This window comes from Streptomyces sp. CBMA156 (assembly GCF_014596515.1).
GTDB lineage: Bacteria > Actinomycetota > Actinomycetes > Streptomycetales > Streptomycetaceae > Kitasatospora.
Map to the genome: position 1 here is coordinate 1 of NZ_MSJQ01000369.1, position 20,494 is coordinate 20,494.

15 protein-coding genes and 1 pseudogene are annotated in these 20,494 nt (G+C 73.5%); 10 read left to right on the plus strand and 6 right to left on the minus strand.

Annotated features, from left to right (window positions below):
- From BU198_RS32080 to BU198_RS32095, 4 genes and pseudogenes are all read left to right on the plus strand, one after another.
- Positions 1-228, plus strand: a pseudogene (locus BU198_RS32080) (cell division protein DivIVA); the annotation flags it as partial.
- A gap of 276 nt (positions 229-504) precedes the next feature.
- The gene (locus BU198_RS32085) at positions 505-1,380 is read left to right on the plus strand and encodes an MOSC domain-containing protein (protein WP_188300357.1); all 876 of its coding nucleotides are present in this window, start codon (positions 505-507) and stop codon (positions 1,378-1,380) included.
- Positions 1,381-1,854: 474 nt separating this feature from the next.
- Entirely contained in the window at positions 1,855-4,299 is a 2,445-nt protein-coding gene (locus BU198_RS32090) for a right-handed parallel beta-helix repeat-containing protein (RefSeq protein WP_188300358.1), read from the plus strand.
- A gap of 78 nt (positions 4,300-4,377) precedes the next feature.
- Positions 4,378-4,701, plus strand: coding sequence for a DUF6191 domain-containing protein (locus BU198_RS32095; protein WP_188300359.1), 324 nt, complete (start codon positions 4,378-4,380; stop codon positions 4,699-4,701).
- Between the two features lie 104 nt (positions 4,702-4,805).
- Here BU198_RS32095 and BU198_RS32100 read toward each other — a convergent pair whose 3' ends face one another.
- Positions 4,806-6,008 (minus strand): PLP-dependent cysteine synthase family protein, encoded by a 1,203-nt coding sequence (locus BU198_RS32100; RefSeq protein WP_188300360.1) that lies wholly within the window; start codon positions 6,006-6,008, stop codon positions 4,806-4,808.
- Between the two features lie 145 nt (positions 6,009-6,153).
- Entirely contained in the window at positions 6,154-7,329 is a 1,176-nt protein-coding gene (locus tag BU198_RS32105; RefSeq protein ID WP_223245246.1) for an ROK family protein, read from the minus strand.
- A 191-nt stretch (positions 7,330-7,520) separates the two neighbouring features.
- Between BU198_RS32105 and BU198_RS32110 the strand changes: the two genes are divergently transcribed.
- Positions 7,521-8,723, plus strand: a complete 1,203-nt coding sequence (locus BU198_RS32110) for an MFS transporter (protein WP_317620410.1) — start codon at positions 7,521-7,523, stop codon at positions 8,721-8,723.
- 129 nt (positions 8,724-8,852) lie between these two features.
- Complete coding sequence (locus BU198_RS32115; protein WP_188300362.1) at positions 8,853-9,443, plus strand: HutD family protein; 591 nt, start codon at positions 8,853-8,855, stop codon at positions 9,441-9,443.
- Positions 9,444-9,536: 93 nt separating this feature from the next.
- On the opposite strand, the gene BU198_RS32120 is transcribed toward BU198_RS32115, so the two are convergent.
- Positions 9,537-10,421, minus strand: coding sequence for an alpha/beta fold hydrolase (locus tag BU198_RS32120; RefSeq protein WP_223245247.1), 885 nt, complete (start codon positions 10,419-10,421; stop codon positions 9,537-9,539).
- A 203-nt stretch (positions 10,422-10,624) separates the two neighbouring features.
- Here BU198_RS32120 and BU198_RS44020 point away from each other — a divergent pair, with 203 nt between their 5' ends.
- Entirely contained in the window at positions 10,625-11,938 is a 1,314-nt protein-coding gene (locus tag BU198_RS44020; RefSeq protein WP_188300363.1) for a PucR family transcriptional regulator, read from the plus strand.
- Between the two features lie 60 nt (positions 11,939-11,998).
- On the opposite strand, the gene BU198_RS32130 is transcribed toward BU198_RS44020, so the two are convergent.
- The gene (locus tag BU198_RS32130; protein ID WP_188300364.1) at positions 11,999-12,754 is read right to left on the minus strand and encodes an acyltransferase; all 756 of its coding nucleotides are present in this window, start codon (positions 12,752-12,754) and stop codon (positions 11,999-12,001) included.
- Positions 12,755-12,980: 226 nt separating this feature from the next.
- On the opposite strand from BU198_RS32130, the gene BU198_RS32135 reads away from it, so the two are divergent.
- Complete coding sequence (locus BU198_RS32135) at positions 12,981-13,742, plus strand: maleylpyruvate isomerase family mycothiol-dependent enzyme (protein ID WP_188300365.1); 762 nt, start codon at positions 12,981-12,983, stop codon at positions 13,740-13,742.
- A gap of 91 nt (positions 13,743-13,833) precedes the next feature.
- Here the strand turns inward: BU198_RS32135 and BU198_RS32140 are convergent, their stop codons facing one another.
- Positions 13,834-14,607, minus strand: a complete 774-nt coding sequence (locus tag BU198_RS32140; protein ID WP_188300366.1) for an enoyl-CoA hydratase family protein — start codon at positions 14,605-14,607, stop codon at positions 13,834-13,836.
- Positions 14,608-15,036: 429 nt separating this feature from the next.
- Here BU198_RS32140 and BU198_RS32145 point away from each other — a divergent pair, with 429 nt between their 5' ends.
- Positions 15,037-17,346 carry a glycosyl hydrolase family 18 protein gene (locus tag BU198_RS32145; protein WP_188300367.1) on the plus strand — a complete coding sequence of 770 codons (2,310 nt, stop codon included), beginning with the start codon at positions 15,037-15,039 and terminating at the stop codon, positions 17,344-17,346.
- 131 nt (positions 17,347-17,477) lie between these two features.
- Here BU198_RS32145 and BU198_RS32150 read toward each other — a convergent pair whose 3' ends face one another.
- Complete coding sequence (locus BU198_RS32150; RefSeq protein WP_401092340.1) at positions 17,478-18,761, minus strand: geranylgeranyl reductase family protein; 1,284 nt, start codon at positions 18,759-18,761, stop codon at positions 17,478-17,480.
- Between the two features lie 263 nt (positions 18,762-19,024).
- Here BU198_RS32150 and BU198_RS32155 point away from each other — a divergent pair, with 263 nt between their 5' ends.
- Positions 19,025-20,389 (plus strand): dipeptidase, encoded by a 1,365-nt coding sequence (locus BU198_RS32155; RefSeq protein ID WP_188300368.1) that lies wholly within the window; start codon positions 19,025-19,027, stop codon positions 20,387-20,389.
- The last annotated feature ends 105 nt before the right edge of the window (positions 20,390-20,494 follow it).

The window sequence follows — 20,494 nt, forward strand, 5'->3', positions numbered from 1 at the left end:
GGCCAGCAGTCCTTCGGTGGCCAGGCCGCCGGCGGCCCCGGCTTCCAGGGCCAGGGCGGCGACCAGTCCTTCGGCGGCGCCCAGCTGCGCCCGGCCGTGGCGCCGGTCGCGCCGGTCCGCCCGATGCAGCCGCAGCGCCCGGGCCCGTACGGCGAGCCCGGCCCCGGTTCCTTCCAGGCGGGCGGCCAGGGCAACGGCGGCTACCAGCAGCAGGGCCAGGGCTACTGAAGCGCTGACACCCCGAGGCCGTCCCCCCACGCGGCCCGCACCCGCACCACCTGAGCACCACCCGGCGCCCCCCGTACGCCGGGCGAACGGAGAAACGGGTCATCCACGGACCGCCCGGAACGCCCCTCACGGCGTCCCGGGCGGTCCGTGCGCATTCGGGGACCGTCCGTGCGAATGTCCGTTCAGGTGTCCGGCGCGGGTGTTCGTCCGGGTGACCGCACACCTCCCCTCCGGGGGCGTTTCCGCAGGCCGGAGGCGGGCTGGCAGGATGGGGGAATGCAGCTCACCGGACTCCACGTCTACCCCGTCAAGTCCATGTACCGCCTGAGCCCGGACACCGCCGTGGTCCAGCCCTGGGGACTGGCCGGAGACCGCCACTGGATGCTCGCCGACGCGAGCGGACGCTTCGTCAGCCAGCGCGAGAACTCCGCCCTCAGCCGGATCCGGGCCGGGCTGCTGCCCGACGGCGTCCTCACCCTGACCGCCCCCGACGGATCCAGGATCGAGGTGCCCGCGCCCGCCGTCGCCTCCGGCGACCCGCTCGTCGAGGTCGAGGTCTGGGGCACCCGCTTCCACGTCGCGGAGGCCTCCAAGGAGGCGCACCAGTGGATCGCCGAGCAGCTCGGCGACTACCGGCTGGTGCACCTGGACAACCCGCGCGCCCGGCCCGTCGACCCCCTGTACAGCGAGCCCGGCGACACCGTCTCGATGGCCGACGGCTTCCCGCTGCTGCTCACCACCACCGCCTCGCTCGACCGGCTCAACGAGCTGATCGCCGCCGAGAACCCGGACGACCCCGAGCCCCTGCCGATGGAGCGCTTCCGCCCGAGCGTGGTGATCGACGGCACCGAGCCGTGGGCCGAGGACACCTGGCGGCGGATCCGGATCGGCTCGGTCACCTTCAAGGTGGTCAAGCCCTGCGGGCGCTGCGTGATCACCACCACCGACCAGGAGACCGGCGAACGGCGTGGCAAGGAACCGCTGCGCACCCTGGCCCGGCACCACCGGCTGCTGCGCAAGGCCGCGTTCGGGCAGAACCTGATCCCCGAGCGGCCGGCCGGCGTCGAGGGCGACGCGCTCGGCACGCTGCGGCTGGGCGACGAGGTCGAGGTGCTGGAGGACGGGGCGCACTGGCCCACCGACGGACACTGAGCGCACGGGTGAGCGGGCGGACGCACGGGCTCACGGATGGATGGACGGACGGGCGCCGGGCTCGGCTCGGTGTCTCGGGACGGCCTGCGTGGACCGCCGGTGCCGATCTGCCGTATCGGCCGGGCCTGACTGGCCCGACATGGCCTGACCCGACCCGACCCGACCTGGCCTGGCCTGGCCCGCCGACTCGGCCGACGGCCCGTGCCGGAACAGCGGGGCGCGTCGTCCGGCCGACCGGCGCGGAGCCCGTGCCGCGCCCTGGAACCGGCGCGTCCGCGCGGAACCACTGCCGTGTCCGCTCGTTGAAACAGGTGGTCGGAACCTGTGGTGGCGGTGAGCGCTACCGGTGTCCGCGTGACCGCGGGCGGCCGGACCACCCACGTGGGCGCGCTACGGTGGGCGGGCGGCCCGCGCACCCCCGCGCGTTCGGCCCGTTGATCGCCGGCTAGACGAAGGTGGGGACGACAGACCGTCATGGCTGAGCACAGGGTCCGGGTCACCCAGGACAGCGCATCCCGCTGGCGTCGCCGCGCGGGCGAGTACGACACGCTCGCGGAGGCCCTGGCGGCCGCCGAACCGGGCGACACCGTGGCCGTCCGGCCGGGCACCTTCCGGGAGAACGTGCTGCTGGACAAGCCGGTGACGATCGTCCCGGCCCAGGGGCCGGGAACGGTCCGGATCGACCCGCCCTCCGGGGTGGCGCTCACCGTGACCGCCGCCGCGACCGTGCGCGACCTGGTGATCGAGGGCGGCGACAGCACCACCCCGGCCGTCCTGGTCACCGGGCCGCAGGCCACGCCCGCCTTCAGCGGCTGCCGGATCGAGACCCGCTCGGCCACCGGCATCGAGGTCACCGGCGGTGCCCGGCCGACCCTGCGCGGCTGCGTGGTCACCAACCCGGGCGGGCTCGGGCTGCGGCTGCGCGGCGAGGGCACCGCCGCCGCCTTCGAGGACTGCGAGGTCGCCGCCGCCGGCCAGGCGGGGCTGGCCGTCCTCGGCGGCGCCACCGCGGCCCTGGACCGGTGCCGCATCCACCACGCCTCCGGTGCCGGCGTCCTGCTGTCCGACCCCGGCAGCGCGGCCGAGCTGACCGGCTGCGAGATCTACGAGATCCGCGGCAGCGGCGTGCAGGCCGAGGCGCAGGCGGGCGGACGGCTGGTCGACTGCGAGATCCACCGGGTCACCGGCAACGGCCTGACCCTGGACGGCGAGGCCGAGCTGGTGCTCACCGGCTGCCGCGTCCACGACCTGCCGGAGAACGGCGCCGACCTGCGCGGACGCGCCCGGCTCACCCTCTCGCACACCACCGTCCGGGACTTCGGACGCGGGGCGCTGTCGGTCTGGGACCAGGGCACCGAGGCGGTCGCCGAGTCCTGCCAGATCCACGGCTCGACCGGCGAGTACCCGGCGCTGTGGGTCAGCGACGGCGCCCGGCTGACCCTCACCGACTGCTCGCTGCACGACCTGCCGGACGCCCTGTTCGTCCTCGACCGGGACTCCGCCGCCAGCGCCGAGGGCTGCTCGTTCAGCCGGATCCGCAGCTCGGCGGTCTCGGTCAGCGGCGGGGCCACCGTCTCCCTGGCCTCCTGCCGGGTGCAGGAGGCGGGCACCGGGCTCTGGTTCCGCGACCACGGCAGCGGCGGGCTGCTCACCGACTGCGAGATCTCCGACGTGGCCACCGGCGTCATCGTCACCAAGGGCGCCGACCCGGTGCTGCGCGACTGCACCGTACGGGCCAGCACCGACGCCGGGGTGTACGTGTCGGCCCAGGGGCGGGGCACCTTCGAGGACTGCCGGGTCTCCCACGGCAAGGGCTTCGGCTTCCACATCATCGACGGCTGCCGGACGCAGCTCACCAGGTGCCGGGCGGAGCAGAACCAGCGGGCCGGGTTCGAGTTCTCCGAGCCGGGACCGGTGACGGAGGCGTGCATCTCGGACGACGTCGGGGCCGCTCCGGCCCCGGCCGTTCCGACCGCTCCCGGTGGCGGCGCGGGGCCGGGGCCGTCGTACGGCTCCACCGACGTACCGGCCCCGCGGACCGCCCAACTGACTGCGGCCACCCAGGCGTTGGCATCGGCCGCGGCCGGCTCCGCGGCGATCACGCCGATCCCGGACTGCCGTCCGGCCGACGAGGCGCTCGCCGAGCTGGACTCGCTGGTCGGGCTGGCCACGGTGAAGCAGGAGGTGCGTACGCTGATCGACCTGATCTCGGTCGGCCGGCGCCGCCGCCAGGCCGGGCTCAAGGCGCCCTCGCTGCGCCGGCACCTGGTCTTCACCGGTGCGCCCGGCACCGGCAAGACCACCGTCGCCCGGCTCTACGGCGAGATCCTCGCCTCGCTCGGGGTGCTCCAGCGCGGACACCTGGTCGAGGTCGCCCGGGTCGACCTGGTCGGCGAGCACATCGGCTCGACCGCGATCCGCACCGCGGCCGCCTTCGACCGGGCGCGCGGCGGGGTGCTCTTCATCGACGAGGCGTACGCGCTCGCGCCCGAGGACGGGGCGCGGGACTTCGGGCGCGAGGCGATCGACACCCTGGTCAAGCTGATGGAGGACCACCGGGACGAGGTGGTCGTCATCGTGGCGGGCTACACCGCCGAGATGGAGCGCTTCCTGTCCGCCAACCCCGGTGTCTCGTCCCGGTTCTCACGCACCATCGGATTCCCGGACTACACGGCCGACGAGTTGCTGGAGATCGCCCGGGCGCAGTGCGCGGAGCACGAGTACGCGCTCTCCGAGGAGACCGCCGAGGCGCTGCTGGTGCACTTCGGCGGGCTGGAGCGCGGCCCCAGCTTCGGCAACGGGCGCACCGCCCGGCAGGTCTTCGAGACCATGGTCGAGCGGCACGCGGTACGGGTCGCCCACCTTGCGGACCCGTCCACGGAGGAGCTCCAGTTGCTCGTCCCGGCCGATCTGCCGTAGGGCCACTGCCACAGGGCTACGGCTGCGGGGGTGCCGACAGGGGGAACTCGGCGGCTGCGTCGGGCCGTTGGGACGGCTATGGGTGTACTGCTGACGGGCGCGGCGGGCGGGTTGCTGCTGCCGGCGGGACTGGTCGTGGTGTTCTTCCTCGGCGCTGCGGTACGGCGGATGCGCGCCCGTCCGGCGAATGGGGCCGACAGCGGACGGGGCGCGGGTGCGACCGCGACGGAGGAACTGCACGCGCTGCTCTACCCGGGCAAGCGGGTGCAGTTGGAACAGCGACGGGTCGAGCTGGTGCTGCGGGACGACGAGCACGACGGCGCGCCGAGGCGTACCGGGATCGACCTCGCAGGCGGCCGGGCGGTGATCCGGCGGGTGCGGCGGGTGCCGGGTGAGCGGTGACAGCAGCACGGCTGACGGTCGACGACTGACAGATGACAGAGTTTGAAATCTGTCATCTGTTGGTTGTCAGCCGTCGTTCGGGGCGTCGGCTGGGCCCGGCCCAGTCAGCCCGTCCAGGTGCCGCCGGCCAGGAAGGACTCCAGCGCGGCCCGGTAGGGCGCGATGTCGATCCGCTCGCCCGCCAGCCAGTCGTCCGAGTAGTACTTGTCCAGGTAGCGGTCCCCCGGGTCACAGATCAGGCCGACCACGCTGCCCGTCCGCCCGTCCGCCCGCATCTCGGCGACGATCCTCAGCGCGCTCCACAGCCCGGTCCCGGTGGAGGCGCCCGCCTTCTTGCCGAGCACCTGCTCCAGCACCCGCACGGCGGCGATCGACGCGGCGTCCGGCACCTTCATCATCCGGTCGACCGCCCCCGGGACGAAGCTCGGCTCCATCCGCGGCCGTCCGATGCCCTCGATCCGCGAGCCGGTCGCGCAGACGGCGTCCGGATCGTGGCGCACCCAGCCGTCGAAGAAGCAGGAGTTCTCCGGGTCCGCGACGCAGATCCTGGTGTCGTACTGCATGTAGTGGACGTACCGGGCGATGGTCGCCGAGGTACCGCCGGTGCCGGCGGTGGCGACGATCCAGGCCGGCTCGGGGTGCGGCTCAAGACGCAGCTGGGCGAAGACCGACTCGGCGATGTTGTTGTTGCCGCGCCAGTCGGTGGCCCGCTCGGCGTAGGTGAACTGGTCCATGTAGTGCCCGCCGGTCTCCTCGGCGAGCCGGGCGGAGGCCTCGTACACCTCGCCCGGACGCTCGACCAGGTGACACTCGCCGCCGTGGAACCGGATCAGGTCGATCTTGGACTGGCTGGTGCTCTTGGCCATCACCGCGATGAACGGCACCCCGATGAGCTGGGCGAAGTACGCCTCGGAGACGGCGGTGGAGCCGCTGGAGGCCTCGATCACCGGCTTGCCGGGGCGGATCCAGCCGTTGCAGAGGCCGTAGAGGAAGAGCGAGCGGGCCAGCCGGTGCTTGAGCGAGCCGGTCGGGTGGGTGGACTCGTCCTTGAGGTAGAGGTCGATGCCCCACTCGGCGGGCAGCGGGAAGCGCAGCAGGTGGGTGTCGGCGGAGCGGTTGGCGTCGGCCTGGACCTTGCGCACCGCCTCCTTGAGCCAGGCACGGTACTCAGGGTCGGAGCGGTCGACGTCGACGGTCGGCTCGACGCCATGCCCGGCACCTCGCTCGATGCCGGGCCCCGTGCCGGACTCCAGGCCGGGCTCGACCCCTTGCGCGATCCCGAAGTGGGTGCCGAACTGGGTGCTCATGGGCGCTTCTCCCTCGTCGTGACCCCCCACTGCTCACTACGAGTGTACGAGAGTCACGATAAGTGACCGTTTCCGAAGGCCCAGCTCCGCCTTATCGCCTCTGCGGCACCACCGCTCCACCAGCTGCCCTGAGCCCCTGCTCCCGCTACACCGGCACCGACTGCGGGTCCGCCAGGTAGGGTCCCCAGCCCAGCTCGGCCGCACCCGCGAGCGCGCTGTGCGCCAGCTCCGCGCCGACGATCGGCACCCGGCCGCTGCGCCCCCACAGGCTGCGCTCGGCGACCACCGACCGCAGCCGGTCGGGCGCGGCCTCCAGCAGGTCGAGGTGCAGCCCACTGAGGACTACCCGGTCCGGGTTGAGGATGTTGGCGACGCCGGCCAGCCCGAGTCCGAGCCGGTCGATGACGTGCTCCACCGCCGCCCGCGCCCGGTCGTCCGTCGCGGCCGCCCGGCACAGCTCACGCGCCTGGTCGAGCAGCGGCCGGCCCGGCTCGGGGGTGAGTCCGGCGGCGGCGAACAGCGCGTCGGGATCGGTCTCGGAGTTGAGGCAGCCGCGGTTGCCGCACCCGCAGGGCCGGCCCTGCGGGTCCACCGCGAGGTGGCCGACCTCCAGGGCGAGGCCGGCGCTGCCGGTGTGCAGGTGGCCGTCGATGACCAGCGCGCCCCCGACGCCGCGGTGCCCTGAGGTGACGAAGAGCAGATGGCGAGCACCGCGGCCGGCGCCGTGCCGGTACTCGGCGAGCGCGGCCAGGTTGGCGTCGTTGGCGATCGCGGTGGGGAGCGGGCGCAGCGCCTTCGGGCCGTGGTCGGCGCGGCCGACCTCGACGTCGTACAGGTCGGCGACCGGGGTGCCGCTGGGCCAGGCGAAGTGCAGCGCGGCGAGGGCGGCACCGTCCGGCTCGGTGACCGGGTTGGGCAGCGCCAGCGCGGCGCCCAGGCACCGGCGGTCGGTCGCGCGGGCGAGTTCGGCACCCGCCACGGCGACGGCGCGCAGCATCCGGACCGGGTCGGTCGCGGCGGGCAGCGGCAGGTGGACGGGTGGGTCGAGCAGCCCGCCGAGGCCGGCCAGGGTGACGCTCAGCCCGTCGGCGTGGATCTGCCCGGCGACCACGACCGGGCCGTGCGGGTCGATCGCGAGCCGGTGCGAGGGGCGACCACGGCCGCCTCCGGCCGGGCGCGAGTCGACGGTGATCAGGCCGAGCGCCTCCAGCTCGGCGGTGACCGCGCCGGCGGTGGCCCGGGTGACGTCCAGCGCGCGGGTGAGCGCGGAGCGCGTCGGCGTCTGGCCGGTGTGGATCAGGGAGAGCGCCGGGCCGAGCAGCGTCCGGCCTCGATCCGGAGCCGCGCGACGGTGGCCGTCGCGCTGCGCGTCGAAGTCGTTCCCGGTTCCGGGCTTCGGGCTTGATGGTGAGAGCTGCACGCCCCTATTGTGACTTTGTGTCGCTTCGAAACAAAATCGGTTCCCATACCCGACCACACCATCCCTCCCTCCAGTCTCGCAGCACACCTGCGGTGACCGACAGCCCCTGGGGCCCGGCGCGTGTCGCCCTCACCTCGATCTTCGCCGTCGACGGCTTCCTCTTCGCCGCCTGGGTCGTCCGCATCCCGGACATCCGCAGTCAGGTCAGCGCCTCGCACAGCGCCCTCGGGCTCGCCCTGCTCTGCCTGTCGATCGGCGCCGTCCTCACCATGCCGATGGTCGGCCGACTCTGCCTGCGGTACGGCTCACGACCGGTGACGGTCGGCTCGCTCGCCCTGCTCAGCGTCGCCGTGCTGCTGCCCGCGCACGCCCACTCGGTCAGCACGCTCGGCGCCGTGCTGCTGCTGTTCGGTGCGGGGTACGGCGGGGCCAACGTCGCGATGAACAGCGTCGCCGTCGAACTGGTCGCACAGCTCCGGCGGCCCGTCATGCCCAGCTTCCACGCCGGGTACAGCTTCGGCGGGCTGCTCGGCACGGGCGTCTGCGGGCTGCTCGCCGGATCACTGAGCACCGCGTGGGCGCTCGCGCTCAGCGGGGTGCTGGGCATGGCCGTCACCGTCGGCGCGGGCGCGGTACTGCTCCGCAGCCCGGCGGCGGCACCGGTCGCACCGGCCGCGCCGGGCCGCACGGACCGTACGGCGGATCAGTCCGGCAGGGCGGGGGCGGACGCGGGCCCGGCCCGTTCGCGTACCCGGCTGCTCGTCGTGCTGCTCGGCCTCACCGCGCTGTGCACCGCGTACGGCGAGGGCGCGATCGCCGACTGGACCACGCTCCACCTCACCGACGACGTCCACGCGAGTTCCGTGGTGGCCGCCACCGGCTACGGCGCGTACGCGTTCGCGATGGCCACCGGGCGGGTCAGCGGCACCTGGCTGTCCATCAGGCTCGGCCAGACCCGGCTGATGCTGCTCGGCGGGCTGACGGCGGCCGTCGGCATGCTGGTCGCCGCGCTGGCCCCGGCGGTGCCGGTGGCGATCTGCGGGTTCGTGCTGGTCGGCCTCGGCCTGGCCAACCTCTTTCCGCTCTCGATCGCCCGAGCCGGCGCGGCGGGCGGACCGCAGGGCGTCGCGTTCGCCTCCTCCCTCGGCTACGGGGGGATGCTGATCGGCCCGGTGGTGATCGGCTTCCTGGCCGACGCGGCCGGACTGCCGCTCGCCCTCACCACGGTGGCGGTCGCGGCCACGCTGGCGGCGCTCCTGCCGCTGTCGGTCGGGCGGCGGCTGGGCGTCGAGTGACGGATGACGGGCGACGGGCGACGACGAACAGATGACAACTGTTGAAATCTGTCATCTGTTCGCTGTTATCCGTTTGCCTCCCGCCCCCACCCGGACACAGCCGCCCGGCCGGTGGCAGGATGCGGGGCCATGGCGACCAGCGAACGTTTCCAGGTACTGCGGGCGGGCGAGCGCCCGGCGACGGCGTGGCTCAACGGGGGTGGGGTGACCAGGGAGGTCGCCGGGTTCCCGGCCGGCACGGGGCTGGACGCCTTCGACTGGCGGGTCAGCCTCGCGGACGTCGCCACGGCCGGGCCGTTCTCCCCGTTCCCCGGGATCGACCGGGTGATCACCCTGGTCGAGGGCGCCGGCATGACGCTCACCGTGGACGGTGCCGAGCAGCTGGTCGACGTGCCGTTCCGGCCGTTCGCCTTCTCCGGTGACGCCACCACCGACTGCCGCCTGTCGGCCGGCCCCGTGGTGGACTTCAACGTCATGACGCGCCGCGGGCGGGTCGCGGCCACCGTGGACCTGGTCGCCGCGGCCACCGCAGCCGCCCCGGCCACCACGCTCGACGTCCCGGACGGCAGCACCGTCCTCCTGGTCTGCCTCCTCGGCACCGCCCGCCTCAACGGCGTCGGACTCGCCCGCTACGACGCCGCGTTGCTCGACGGACCGGGCGGCTACGAGCTGCACCCGGACGGCACCACCGCCGTCGTCACCTTCCGCTCCGCAGGCTGACGGCCGACGCGCCTGCGCCCCCGCACCCACACACGCACACGGCACTCCCGCCTCGGACCGGACCAGCCCGGAGGCAGGAGCGCCGTCGCCGCGTCAGCCGCAGAGCACCGGTGTCGCGTGCTCCGGATCCAGGGCATTGGTCACCAGATGCAGGGCCGTCGGCGAGAACGCGATCCCGACGTGTTCCACCAGCGAGACCGGGCAGTGCTGCTGCACCACCTCGTTGTCGACGTCCGGACCGCTCAGGAACTGGGTCCGCCACGGTGTCACGACCTCGTCGAAGACCGTCGAGACCACGGTGTAGCTCACGCCGGGCACGGTGTCCGGCCGGGACGCCATCACCTTGTTGAATCCGGAGCCCACCGCCTGGTCCCGGCAGGCCTGGCAGACCGTGTAGATCAGGTCCGCGACTCCCGGGAAGTACGGCACCAGGTTGGTGATCCCGTCGAGCGTGGTGCCATGGTTGGACGGAGCCAGCCCGACCAGCCGGCCGACCTTGGACGCGCCACCGAGGAACTTGAGGTAGTAGTTCGGCAGCATGCCGCCCTGCGAGTGCCCGACGATGTCGACCTCGGCCGCACCGGTCGCGTTCCGCACCAGGTCCACGAACCGGGCGAGTTGGGCCGCCGACTCCGGGACCGGCCCGAGGCCGCCGATCGGCAGCAGCAGACCGCTGCCGCTGGAGGTGACACCGGGGACGGTCCCGTAGTCGAGGGCGAAGACGCAGTACCCGAGGCCCTTCAGCAGCGGGGAGAGCGTCAGCCAGTTCTCGTAGCGGTTGGCGAAGGTGCCGTGCACCAGGACCACCGGCCGGGGGTGCGCGGCGCCCGGCCGGCAGTTCCAGTCGTTGGCGCCGGGCGGTGAGGCCACCGTGTCACCGTCGGGCGGCAGTTCGGCAGCGACCGCGGGTGCCACCGAGGGGGTCGGTGAAGCGCTCGCGGGCGCCGCCGTCGCGCCGGCCAGCAGCGCCCCTGCCAGCAGCGCCCCTGCCAGGAGCAGCACACCCAGCGCGCCACCGAGCCCGCCGCGCCGGGAAGTCGCGGAGAAGCGGAGAAGTGGGGTTCTCAACTGTTGCCTCCACAGCGGAAGTTTGTTACCAACAGGTAACCCGAGGGCTCCATCATGCGGTCGCCCTTCCGGCCCGGCCCTTGGGCGTCCCCCAGACCTGGACGGTGTTCTCTGTGACCGGTCACAACGCACCCCGCCACACGCCCCCGAACACCTCCGACCGGACACCGGACTGGCGCGCCCCGGTGATCGGCGGGCTCCCGGTCGACCAGCGACTGGTCGGCGGCGTACGGGAGTTGGCCGAGGCCGTGGTCGCCGCCCTGCTGGAACGGGTACCGGTCTACCGCCGGCTGCCCCGCGAGCAGCTCACCGGTGAGCTGACCCGGGACACCGAGCGCCGCATCCGCGCCCTGGCCCACACCGTGCGGACCGGACTCCCCGCCCCCGCGGAGGAGTTCGCCGCCGTCCGGGAGGCCGCCGCCCGGCGCGCCGAGGAGGGCCTGCCACTGGACGCCGTCCTGCTCGCCCACCACCTCGGGCTGGAGGTCTGCTGGGAGTTCGCCACCCGGCACGCCCGGGACGGCGACGCCGCCGACCTCCTCGTCCTCAACCGGCTGCTGCTCGACCAGCTCCGCCAGGCCGCCACCGCCGCCGGAGCCGGCTACCTGGACGGCCGGCGCCCGGCCGCCGACCGCCGGGACACGGCCCGGCAGTCCCTGCTCAGCGCGCTGCTCGCGGGCACCTCCGCCCAGGCGGCCGCCTCCCGCGCCGGGGTCCGGCTGCCCGCCGGGTACGCGGTGCTCTGCCTGTCCGTCGCCGACCACCCCGACGAACACTCCCCCGGGGTCGACCCCGGCATCGCCGCCCACCGCAAGCTCCGCCGCTTCGAGGCCGAACTCGACCACCGCACCCGGCAGTCGGCGCTCGCCGCCCTCACCCCCACGGGCGGCCTGGTGCTCATCCCGTTCGGCCCGTCACCCGGACCGGCCGAGGTCGACACCGCGGAGGCGCCCTGGCCACTGCTCGCCGCCACCCTCGCCGCGGCCGCCCGGGCGGCCGGTGCACCCGTACTGGCCGGGGCCGCCTCGGCCACCCCCGCCGAGGTGCCGGGTGCGGCCGCCCTCGCCTGCGAAGTCCTGGAGGTGGCACAGGCGTTCGGCCGGCCACCGGGGCTGCACCGGCTGGACGACATCCTGCTGGAGTACCAGCTCACCCGGCCCAGCCAGGCCCGCTCCCGGCTCGCCGCGTTGCTCGAACCGCTGGCCGACACCGGGGAGTTGCTCACCACGCTGCGCACCCACCTGGCCGGGGGCCTGAACCGCCGGCACACCGCGAGCGCCCTGCACCTGCACCCGAACACCGTCGACTACCGGCTGCGCCGGATCGCCGCGCTGACCGGCCTGGATCCGACACGCCCCGCCGACGTCCCGCTGATCACCGCCGCCATCGCCGCGAGTACCGCCGAACAGGCCTTCCTGGCGGGGTAGCTCACGCCATCACCGGAAGCGCGCCATCGGCACCGCGACGCGGGCGCCCGGCCGGTGACGTCAGTCCTGCTCCCCCGGCAGCCGCAGGTCCCAGCCGACCAGGGCGCGCAGCTGCTCCGCACTCACGCCCTCCGGCACCGGCTGCGGAGCGTCGTGGCGCAGCGGCGGCTGCCAGCCCTCCTCCTCGGTCCAGCGACGAACGACCTTGGCCGGCGCCCCGGCGACCACGCTGTGGTCGGGCACCTCGCCGCGCACCACGGCTCCCGCCGCGACCACGACGTTGCGGCCGATCCGTGCCCCCGGCAGGATCACCGCTCCGGTGCCGATCCAGCTGCCCGCGCCGATCTCCACCGGCTCGTTGCGCGGCCACTGCTTGCCGATCGGCAGCTCGGTGTCCCGGTACTCGTGTGCCTGGTCGCTGATGTACACGCTCGGCCCGGTCCACACGTCGTCACCGATGACGATCGACTGGTGGCCGACGATGTGGCTGTCCCGGCCGATCACGCAGCCGCCGCCGATCCGCACGATCGGCTCCGGCCCGAGGTCGAGCCCGGGCAGGAACCCTGCGCTGATGGTGACCCGTTCACCGATGATCGAGAACGGCCCGATGGTGATCCACTGTTCGTTGAACACCGCCCCGAGCGGGAAGCTGAGGGTCGTACCGTCCCCCAACTCGCCGAACCGGTACGGGCCGGGGTTGCGGTTGGTGACCGCGCCGGTCCGCTGCACCCAGCGCCAGCCCCGGTGAACCAGGCGTCCGGCGGCACGGCGGCCACCGGCCCGGACTGCTGAGACGAGGGATCGGGATATCGGCATGCGATCACGTTACCGGCCCGTAGCGTCCGCCCGTCGGCCGGGAGGCCGACGTCACACCGGCCGCATCCGCCCCGGTCGCCACAGCGGCCGCCGGCACCGACAGGCCCCTTCGGCACGGACGAAGACCGTGACCGCCCGAAGGCCCCGGCCACCGAACACCCGGACAACTCGAAGAAATGTACGAAATCCGCGACCGGCGGCCGAGCCCGGTGGAAGACTCCGACCCATGGAGATCACCGAGCACATCGACGCGCTGCGCCACGAGGGCACCCGGCTCGCCGACGCCGCGGCCCGCACCGAGCTGACCGCCCCCGTACCGACCTGCCCGGAGTGGCAGCTGGCCGACCTGCTGCGGCACATCGGCTACGTCCACCGCTGGGCCGCCACCATCGTCTCCCGGGGCCTGCCGGCGCCGCTGGACGAGGCCGGTGCGCAGGCCGCCGTCGGGCCGATGCCCTCGGACGACGCCCTGCTCGACTGGTACCGCGAGGGCCACGCCGCCCTGCTGGACACGCTCACCGCGGCGCCCGCCGACCTTGAGTGCTGGAGCTTCCTGCCCTCGCCCCGCCCGCTGGCGTTCTGGGCCCGGCGTCAGGCGCACGAGACCGCCGTCCACCGGTACGACGCCGACGCGGCCGCCGGGGTGCCGGGACCGGTCGTGGACACCTCGCTCGCCCTGGACGGCATCGACGAACTGCTGAGCGGCTTCATGACCAGCGGTCGCTCCAGGCTGCGCAGCGAGCAGCCACGCACCTTCCGGATCCGGGCGACCGACGGGGCCGGCTCCTGGCACCTGACGGTCACCCGGGAGCCGGTGGTCGTCATCGACGGCGAGGGTCCCGAGCCGGCCGACCTGACGCTCACCGGCCCCGCCCGCGAGCTCTACCCGCTGCTGTGGAACCGGCTTCCCGCCGGGCAGGCCGGCGAGGTCAAGGCGGTCGGCGACGAGGGGCTGCTCGGCTTCTGGAACGACGCGGCGGCGATCTGATCCCCGTACCCGGGGAACGGTCGTGACCGCCCGGGAACGGCGATGGCCCCGGGTGTGGCGTCCGGACGCCACACCCGGGGATCCGCCACCGTCAGCGCACCCAGCGCGCGGGCCGCTTCTCCAGGAACGACCGCATCCCTTCCTGCGCCTCGGCCGAACCGAACAGCCGCGCCGAAAGCTCCACCAGCTCGTCCGCGTCTCGCTCGAAGGAACGCACCACATCGGCGTTGGCCAGCCGCTTCGACTCCGCGAGGCCCTGCGGGGAGCCCAGGCGCAGCGCGTCCAGCAGGCCCTTCAGCACCACGTCGGTGGACTCGGCGGAGTCGGTGGCGCTGGTGATCAGGCCGATCCGGGCGGCCTCGGCGGCGTCGAAGACCTCGCCGGTGAGGTAGTAGCGGGAGGCCGCGCGCGGGTCCAGCTTCGGGCGCAGCGGCAGCGAGATGACGGCGGGTGCGAGGCCGAGCCGCACCTCGGTGAAGGCGAAGGTCGAGGCCGGTCCGGCGACGGCGAGGTCCGCCGCGCCGACCAGGCCGAGGCCGCCGGCCCGGACGTGCCCGTCGATGACCGCGATCACCGGCTTGGCGCAGTCCACGATCGCCCGCTGGAGTTCGACCAGGCCGCGCGGCCCGACCGTCGGGTCCGCGCCGGTCGCCTCGGAGAGGTCCGCGCCCGCGCAGAACACCTTGCCGGCGTGGCCGAGCACCACCGCGCGGACCTCCGCGTCGGCCGCCGCAGAGGCCAGCCCTGCGTGCAGCTCTGCCATCAGCCGGGTGGAGAGCGCGTTCCGGTTGTGCGGCGAGTCGAGGGTGAGCGTGGTGACGGCGTCGGCGGTGCTGACGCGGACGAGGGGCGCTGCGCTGGTCATCGGCGGGGCCTGCCTTCCGGCTGAGGGTGGGTCGGACTGCGGGGCGCGGTCCGGGGCCTGCCCGGACGACGCCCGGACGACTCTGGCACGCCCACCCGCCCCTCGGCCAGAGCCGACCTGTCCGTCGGCCCGAGAGGCCTCTCCTTCCCGTCTGTCCGGGCCGACGGCGAACAGATGACGGATGACAGATAACAGATGTTGAAATCTGTCATCTGTCATCCGCCATTTGTCACCTGCCATCCGTTCGCCCACTCACTCCCCGCCCGCACCAGCCGCCCAACTCTCAAGTGGTACAGACCTGTTGACGCATTGGTCCAGTCCTCCTACAGTTCCCATGCCTCGCCTCCCCACGGCGCAGGCATCGATCGCACACGGATCAACCAAGGTTCTACGTCACCCTGTTCAACCCCCACAGCCACAGGGAGAACCATGTCCGCTCGATCCCGGGCCTGGCGCCCACGTCTGCGCAGCAGACTGCTCGCGCTGCTGTCCGTTCTGCTCCTGCCCCTCGCCGTCCTGACCGCGCTGGCCGCCCCCGCGAACTCGGCCGCCGCCGGCAAGCTCACCGCCACCTTCACCACCGCCAACAACGGCTCCTGGTGGCAGGGCACCTACATCGTCCACAACGACAACGCGACCGCGGTGAGCGGCTGGAGCCTGGAGTTCGACCTCCCGGCCGGCGTCACCATGGGCAGCACCTACAACGGCACCGCCACCGTCAACGGCCGGCACGTCACCGTCGCCGCGGCGTTCTACAACTCCACCGTCAACGCCCACGGCACCACCGAGCCGTACAGCTTCTGGTTCGTCGGCAACGGCCCGGTCACCACCCCGCTCAACTGCCGGATCAACGGCGACAAGTGCGACGGCACCCCCGACGTCCCGCCGTCCGCACCGGGCGCCCCGACGGTCACCGAGTCCACCGCGCACACGCTCGCGCTCAGCTGGCCGGCCGCCACCGGCGGGGACTTCCCGGTCACCTCCTACGACGTGCTCAGCGGCAGCACCGTGCTCGCCTCCAGCCCGACCACCACCGTCCTGGTCACCGGCCTCACCCCGGCCACCTCGTACACCCTGACCGTCCGGGCCAAGGACGGCCGCGGCAACACCGGTCCGCTCAGTGCGCCCGTCACCGCGTCCACCTTCGACCCGTCCACCGACACCTCGCCGCCCACCGCTCCGTCCAACCTCCGCTCCACCGGGGTCAGTTCGACGGACGTGAAGCTCGCCTGGAACGCCGCCACCGACAATGTCCGGGTCGCCGCGTACGACATCTACCAGGGCGGCACCCTGGTCGCCACGGCCTCCGGCAGCACGCTCGCCGCGACCATCGGCAACCTCTCGCCGTCCACCACCTACACGTTCACCGTGAAGGCCCGCGACGCCGCCGACAACGCCTCGCCCGCCTCCGCCGCGCTCACCGTGACCACCTCGGACCTGGTCGGCGCCGGGAAGTACGCCCGGGTCGGCTACTTCGTCCAGTGGGGCATCTACGGCCGCCAGTACTTCGTCAAGAACCTGGACACCTCGGGCGCCGCCGCCAAGCTCGACGTCATCAACTACGCCTTCGAGAACATCGATCCGGTCAACCTGACCTGCATGGCGGGCGTCACCAAGGGCACCACCAGCAACCCGGAGGACCCGGACCAGGGCACCGGTGCCGGTGACGCCGACGCCGACTACGCCCGCCCGATGAGCGCCGACCAGTCGGTCGACGGCGTGGCCGACGACGGCTGGGGCAAACTCCGCGGCAACCTCAACCAGTTGAAGAAGCTCAAGGCCAAGTACCCGAACCTGAAGGTGGTCGTCTCGCTCGGCGGCTGGACCTACTCCAAGTACTTCTCCGACGCCGCCGCCACCGACGCGTCCCGCCAGAAGTTCGTCAAGTCCTGCGTCGACACCTGGATCAAGGGCAACCTCCCGGTCTACAACGGCGCCGGCGGCGACGGCGTGGCGGCGGGCATCTTCGACGGCATCGACCTCGACTGGGAGTGGCCCGGCTCCGCCGACGGCCACCCGGGCAACCACTGGAGCGTCAACGACAAGGACAACCTGACCCTGCTGCTCGCCGAATTCCGCAAGCAGCTGGACGCGTTGGGCGGCTCGCACAAGCTGATCACCGCCTTCACCCCGGCGGACCCGGCGAAGGTCGCGGCCGGCTGGGACCTCTCGAAGATCTTCAACTCGCTGGACATCGCCAACGTCCAGGGCTACGACTTCCACGGCTCGGGCAGCGACAACTCCTGGGAGCCCAACCGCACCGGCCACGCCTCCAACCTCTTCCAGGACCCGAACGACCCCTACACCACCCACTTCAGCATCGACACGGCCGTCCAGACCTACCTGAACGCCGGGGTCAACCCGCGCAAGCTGACCATCGGCTTCCCGTTCTACGGGCGCGGCTGGCAGACCGTGGCGGACGGCGGCGCGAACGGCGCCTGGCAGTCGGCGAACGGCGCCGCACCTGGCCAGTTCAGCGACGAGGCCGGTACCCGCGGGTACAACAACCTGATCACCAGCCTCACCAACCTCAAGGTCTACCACGACACCAAGTCCATTGCGACGTACGGCTACACGGGAGCCGGCGGCCAGTGGTGGACCTTCGACGACGCCTGGTCGATCGCGCAGAAGACGGCCTACCTCAAGTCGAAGAACCTCCTCGGCGGCATGATCTGGGAGATGTCGGGCGACACCCCGTCCGGCACCCTGATGTCCGCCCTGGACACCGGACTCAAGTAGCCGACGCACGACGGTTCAGCGAACCGCGTCGCACCGAGAAGGGGGCCAACGTCCCTCCCCGCACCGAGAAAGGGGCCGGCGCCCCTCCCCGCACCGGGGAGGGGCGCCGGCCCCGCGTCGTGACGTCCGCCCTACCGCGAGGCCATCGCCGTCAGCCGCCGCGCGGCGCGGTGCTGCCGCAGCACCTGGGAGAAGGTGGTGTGCCCCTGGGTGTTCCGGGCGAAGGCGCGCCAGGCCGGCGGCACCAGGCAGACCGCCGCGTGGAAGAGGTACGGCCGCCGCTCGAAGGCGCCCAGCAGCTGCTTGCCCGCGCGCATCTCCACGCCGAGCCCGGCCTTGACGGCGAAGGCGTAGTTCAGCGCCTCGCGCCGCACCGCCGCCGCGTCACCCGCCTCGGCGACCTGCACCGCCCACTCGCCGGCCAGCCGGCCCGAGCGCAGCGCGTACGAGATGCCCTCGCGGGTCCACGGCTCCAGCAGCCCGGCCGCGTCGCCGGCGACCAGGACCCGGCCGCGGGAGAGCGGCGAGTCCTCCGTCCGGCAGCGGGTCAGGTGTCCGGACTCGACCCGGGGGGTGAACCCGGACAGGCCCAGTCGGCGGATGTAGTCGGCGAGGTACTGCTTGGTCCGCTCGCCGTCGCCGCGCGCCGAGATGACGCCGACGGTCAGGCTGCTGGTCTCGGTCTTCGGGAACACCCAGCCGTAACTGCCGGGCAGCGGGCCCCAGTCGAGGTGGATCCGGCCCGACCAGTCCGCGGCGACCTGCGGCGGCACCGGGATCTCCGCCTCCAGCCCGAGGTCGATCTGGTCGAAGGTGACGCCGACGTGCCGGCCGATCCGGCTCGCGCTGCCGTCCGCGCCGACCACCGCGCGGGCCTCGAAGGTACGCCCGTCGGCCGCCGTCACCAGGGCTGTCCGGTGCGCGCCGCCGCGCTGCTCGACGCCGGTGACGGTCACTCCGGTGACCAGCACCGCCCCGGCCTGCTTGGCCGCCTGCACCAGGCGCAGGTCGAACTCGTCGCGGTTGACCAGGCCGAACAGCATCCGCTTGGAACGCCGTGTCCGGGTGAACTTCCCGTCGTACGCGAAGGTGACGGCGTGCACCCGGTCCTGCAACGGCAGCCGGAAGTCCGGCGGCAGGCTGTCCCTGGAGGGGCCGATGATGCCACCGCCGCAGGTCTTGTACCGGGGGTGTTCGGCCTTGTCGAGCAGCAGCACCCGGCGGCCCTGGACCGCGGCGGCGTGTGCGGCCGAGGAGCCCGCCGGTCCGGCGCCGACCACCACGACGTCCCAGACGCCGTCCGGCGGCGAGGCCGCGTCGTCGACCGGGCCGTCGACCGGGCCGCCCTCGATCTGGCCGTCCTCGATCGGGCGGTCGAGCGGGCTGCGGGAATCGAAGCTTCCGGAGTCAGTCACGTTGAGCAATCCTATGCGTCTGTCCGCACCCGGCGGACGCACCGGCCCGCGCCCGGCGGACGCGTCCGCCGACTCCCGACGGACGCACGACCCCGTGCCCCTCGGACGCACCGCCCCGCACCCGTCACCCGGCCCCCTCACCCCCGGTACCCACCAGCCCCACACCCCCGGAACCCCGTGTTCCGCGCCGCCTATGATCGGCAGTACCCCAACCACCAGATCCGCCCGCCCACCCGAGGGCGGACCGTCACCCCGGAGCCCCGATGTCACAGCCCCTGGCCGACGCCGTCCGGTCCCTGATGGACCGTGCCCGCACCGACCTCGCCGAACTGGTCGCCTTCCCGTCGGTCGCCGACCCGCGTCAGTTCCCGGTCGAGGAGTGCGAGAAGGCCGCGCGCTGGGTCGCCGACGCCTTCGCCGCCGAGGGCCTGACCGGCATCCGGCTGCTGGACACCCCGGACGGCACCCAGTCCGTCTACGGCGAACTGCCCGGCCCCGAGGGCGCGCCGACCGTCCTGCTCTACTCCCACTACGACGTCCAGCCCCCGCTGAACGAGGACGACTGGCTCAGCCCCGCGTTCGAGCTGACCGAGCGCGACGGCCGCTGGTACGGGCGCGGCGCCGCCGACTGCAAGGGCAACATCCTGATGCACCTGACCGCCCTGCGGGCGCTGCGTCAGGTGTACGGCGACGCCTACCCGGTCGGTCTGAAGATCATCGTCGAGGGCTCGGAGGAGCAGGGCACCGGCGGCCTGGAGCGCTACGCCGAGGCCCACCCCGAGCTGCTCACCGCCGACGCCATCGTCATCGGCGACACCGGCAACTTCGCCGCCGGCCTGCCCACCGTGACCGCCTCGCTGCGCGGCATGACGGTCGTCGAGGCCACGGTCACCACGCTGGCCGGCAACCTGCACTCCGGTGCCTTCGGCGGCGCCGCCCCGGACGCGCTCCAGTGCCTGGTCCGGGCGCTGGCCTCGCTGCACGACGAGAACGGCGACGTCGCGGTGGCCGGCCTGACCGCCGACCAGGCCTGGACCGGCGTGCAGTACCCGGAGGAGCAGTTCCGCTCCGACGCCAAGGTGCTCGACGGCGTCGCCCTGACCGGCACCGGCACCATCGCGGACCGCCTCTGGGCCCGCCCGTCCGTCACCGTCCTCGGCATCGACGCCCCGCCGGTGATCGGCGCCACGTCGTCCGTCCAGGCCACCGCCAAGGCCCTGATCAGCCTGCGCATCCCGCCGGGCACGGACGCGGGCGCCGCCCAGGACGCGCTGATCGCCCACCTGGAGGCGCGGGTCCCGCTCGGCGCCCGGCTCACCGTCCAGCGCCAGGGCACCGGCTCCCCGTTCCTCGCCGACACCAGCGGCCCGGCGTACGAGGCGATGGGCGAGGCGATGGCGGAGGCCTTCGGCACCGGGATGGTCGCCTCCGGCGAGGGCGGCTCGATCCCGCTCTGCAACACGCTGCGCACGCTCTACCCGCAGGCCGAGATCGTGCTGATCGGTGTCGAGGAGCCGACCACCCAGATCCACGCGGTCAACGAGAGCGTCGACCCGCAGGAGCTGGAGCGGATGGCCCTCACCGAAGCGCTGTTCCTCCGCCGCTACGCCGAACTGCGCTCCGTCTGACGGAAGTCCGACCGGCGGTCCGCCCCGAGGTCCGGCGCGACCTCGGGAACGGCCGTCCGCGGGGCCGCCGGCCGCCCGCCGCGCAACCGGCGGGCGGCCGCGACC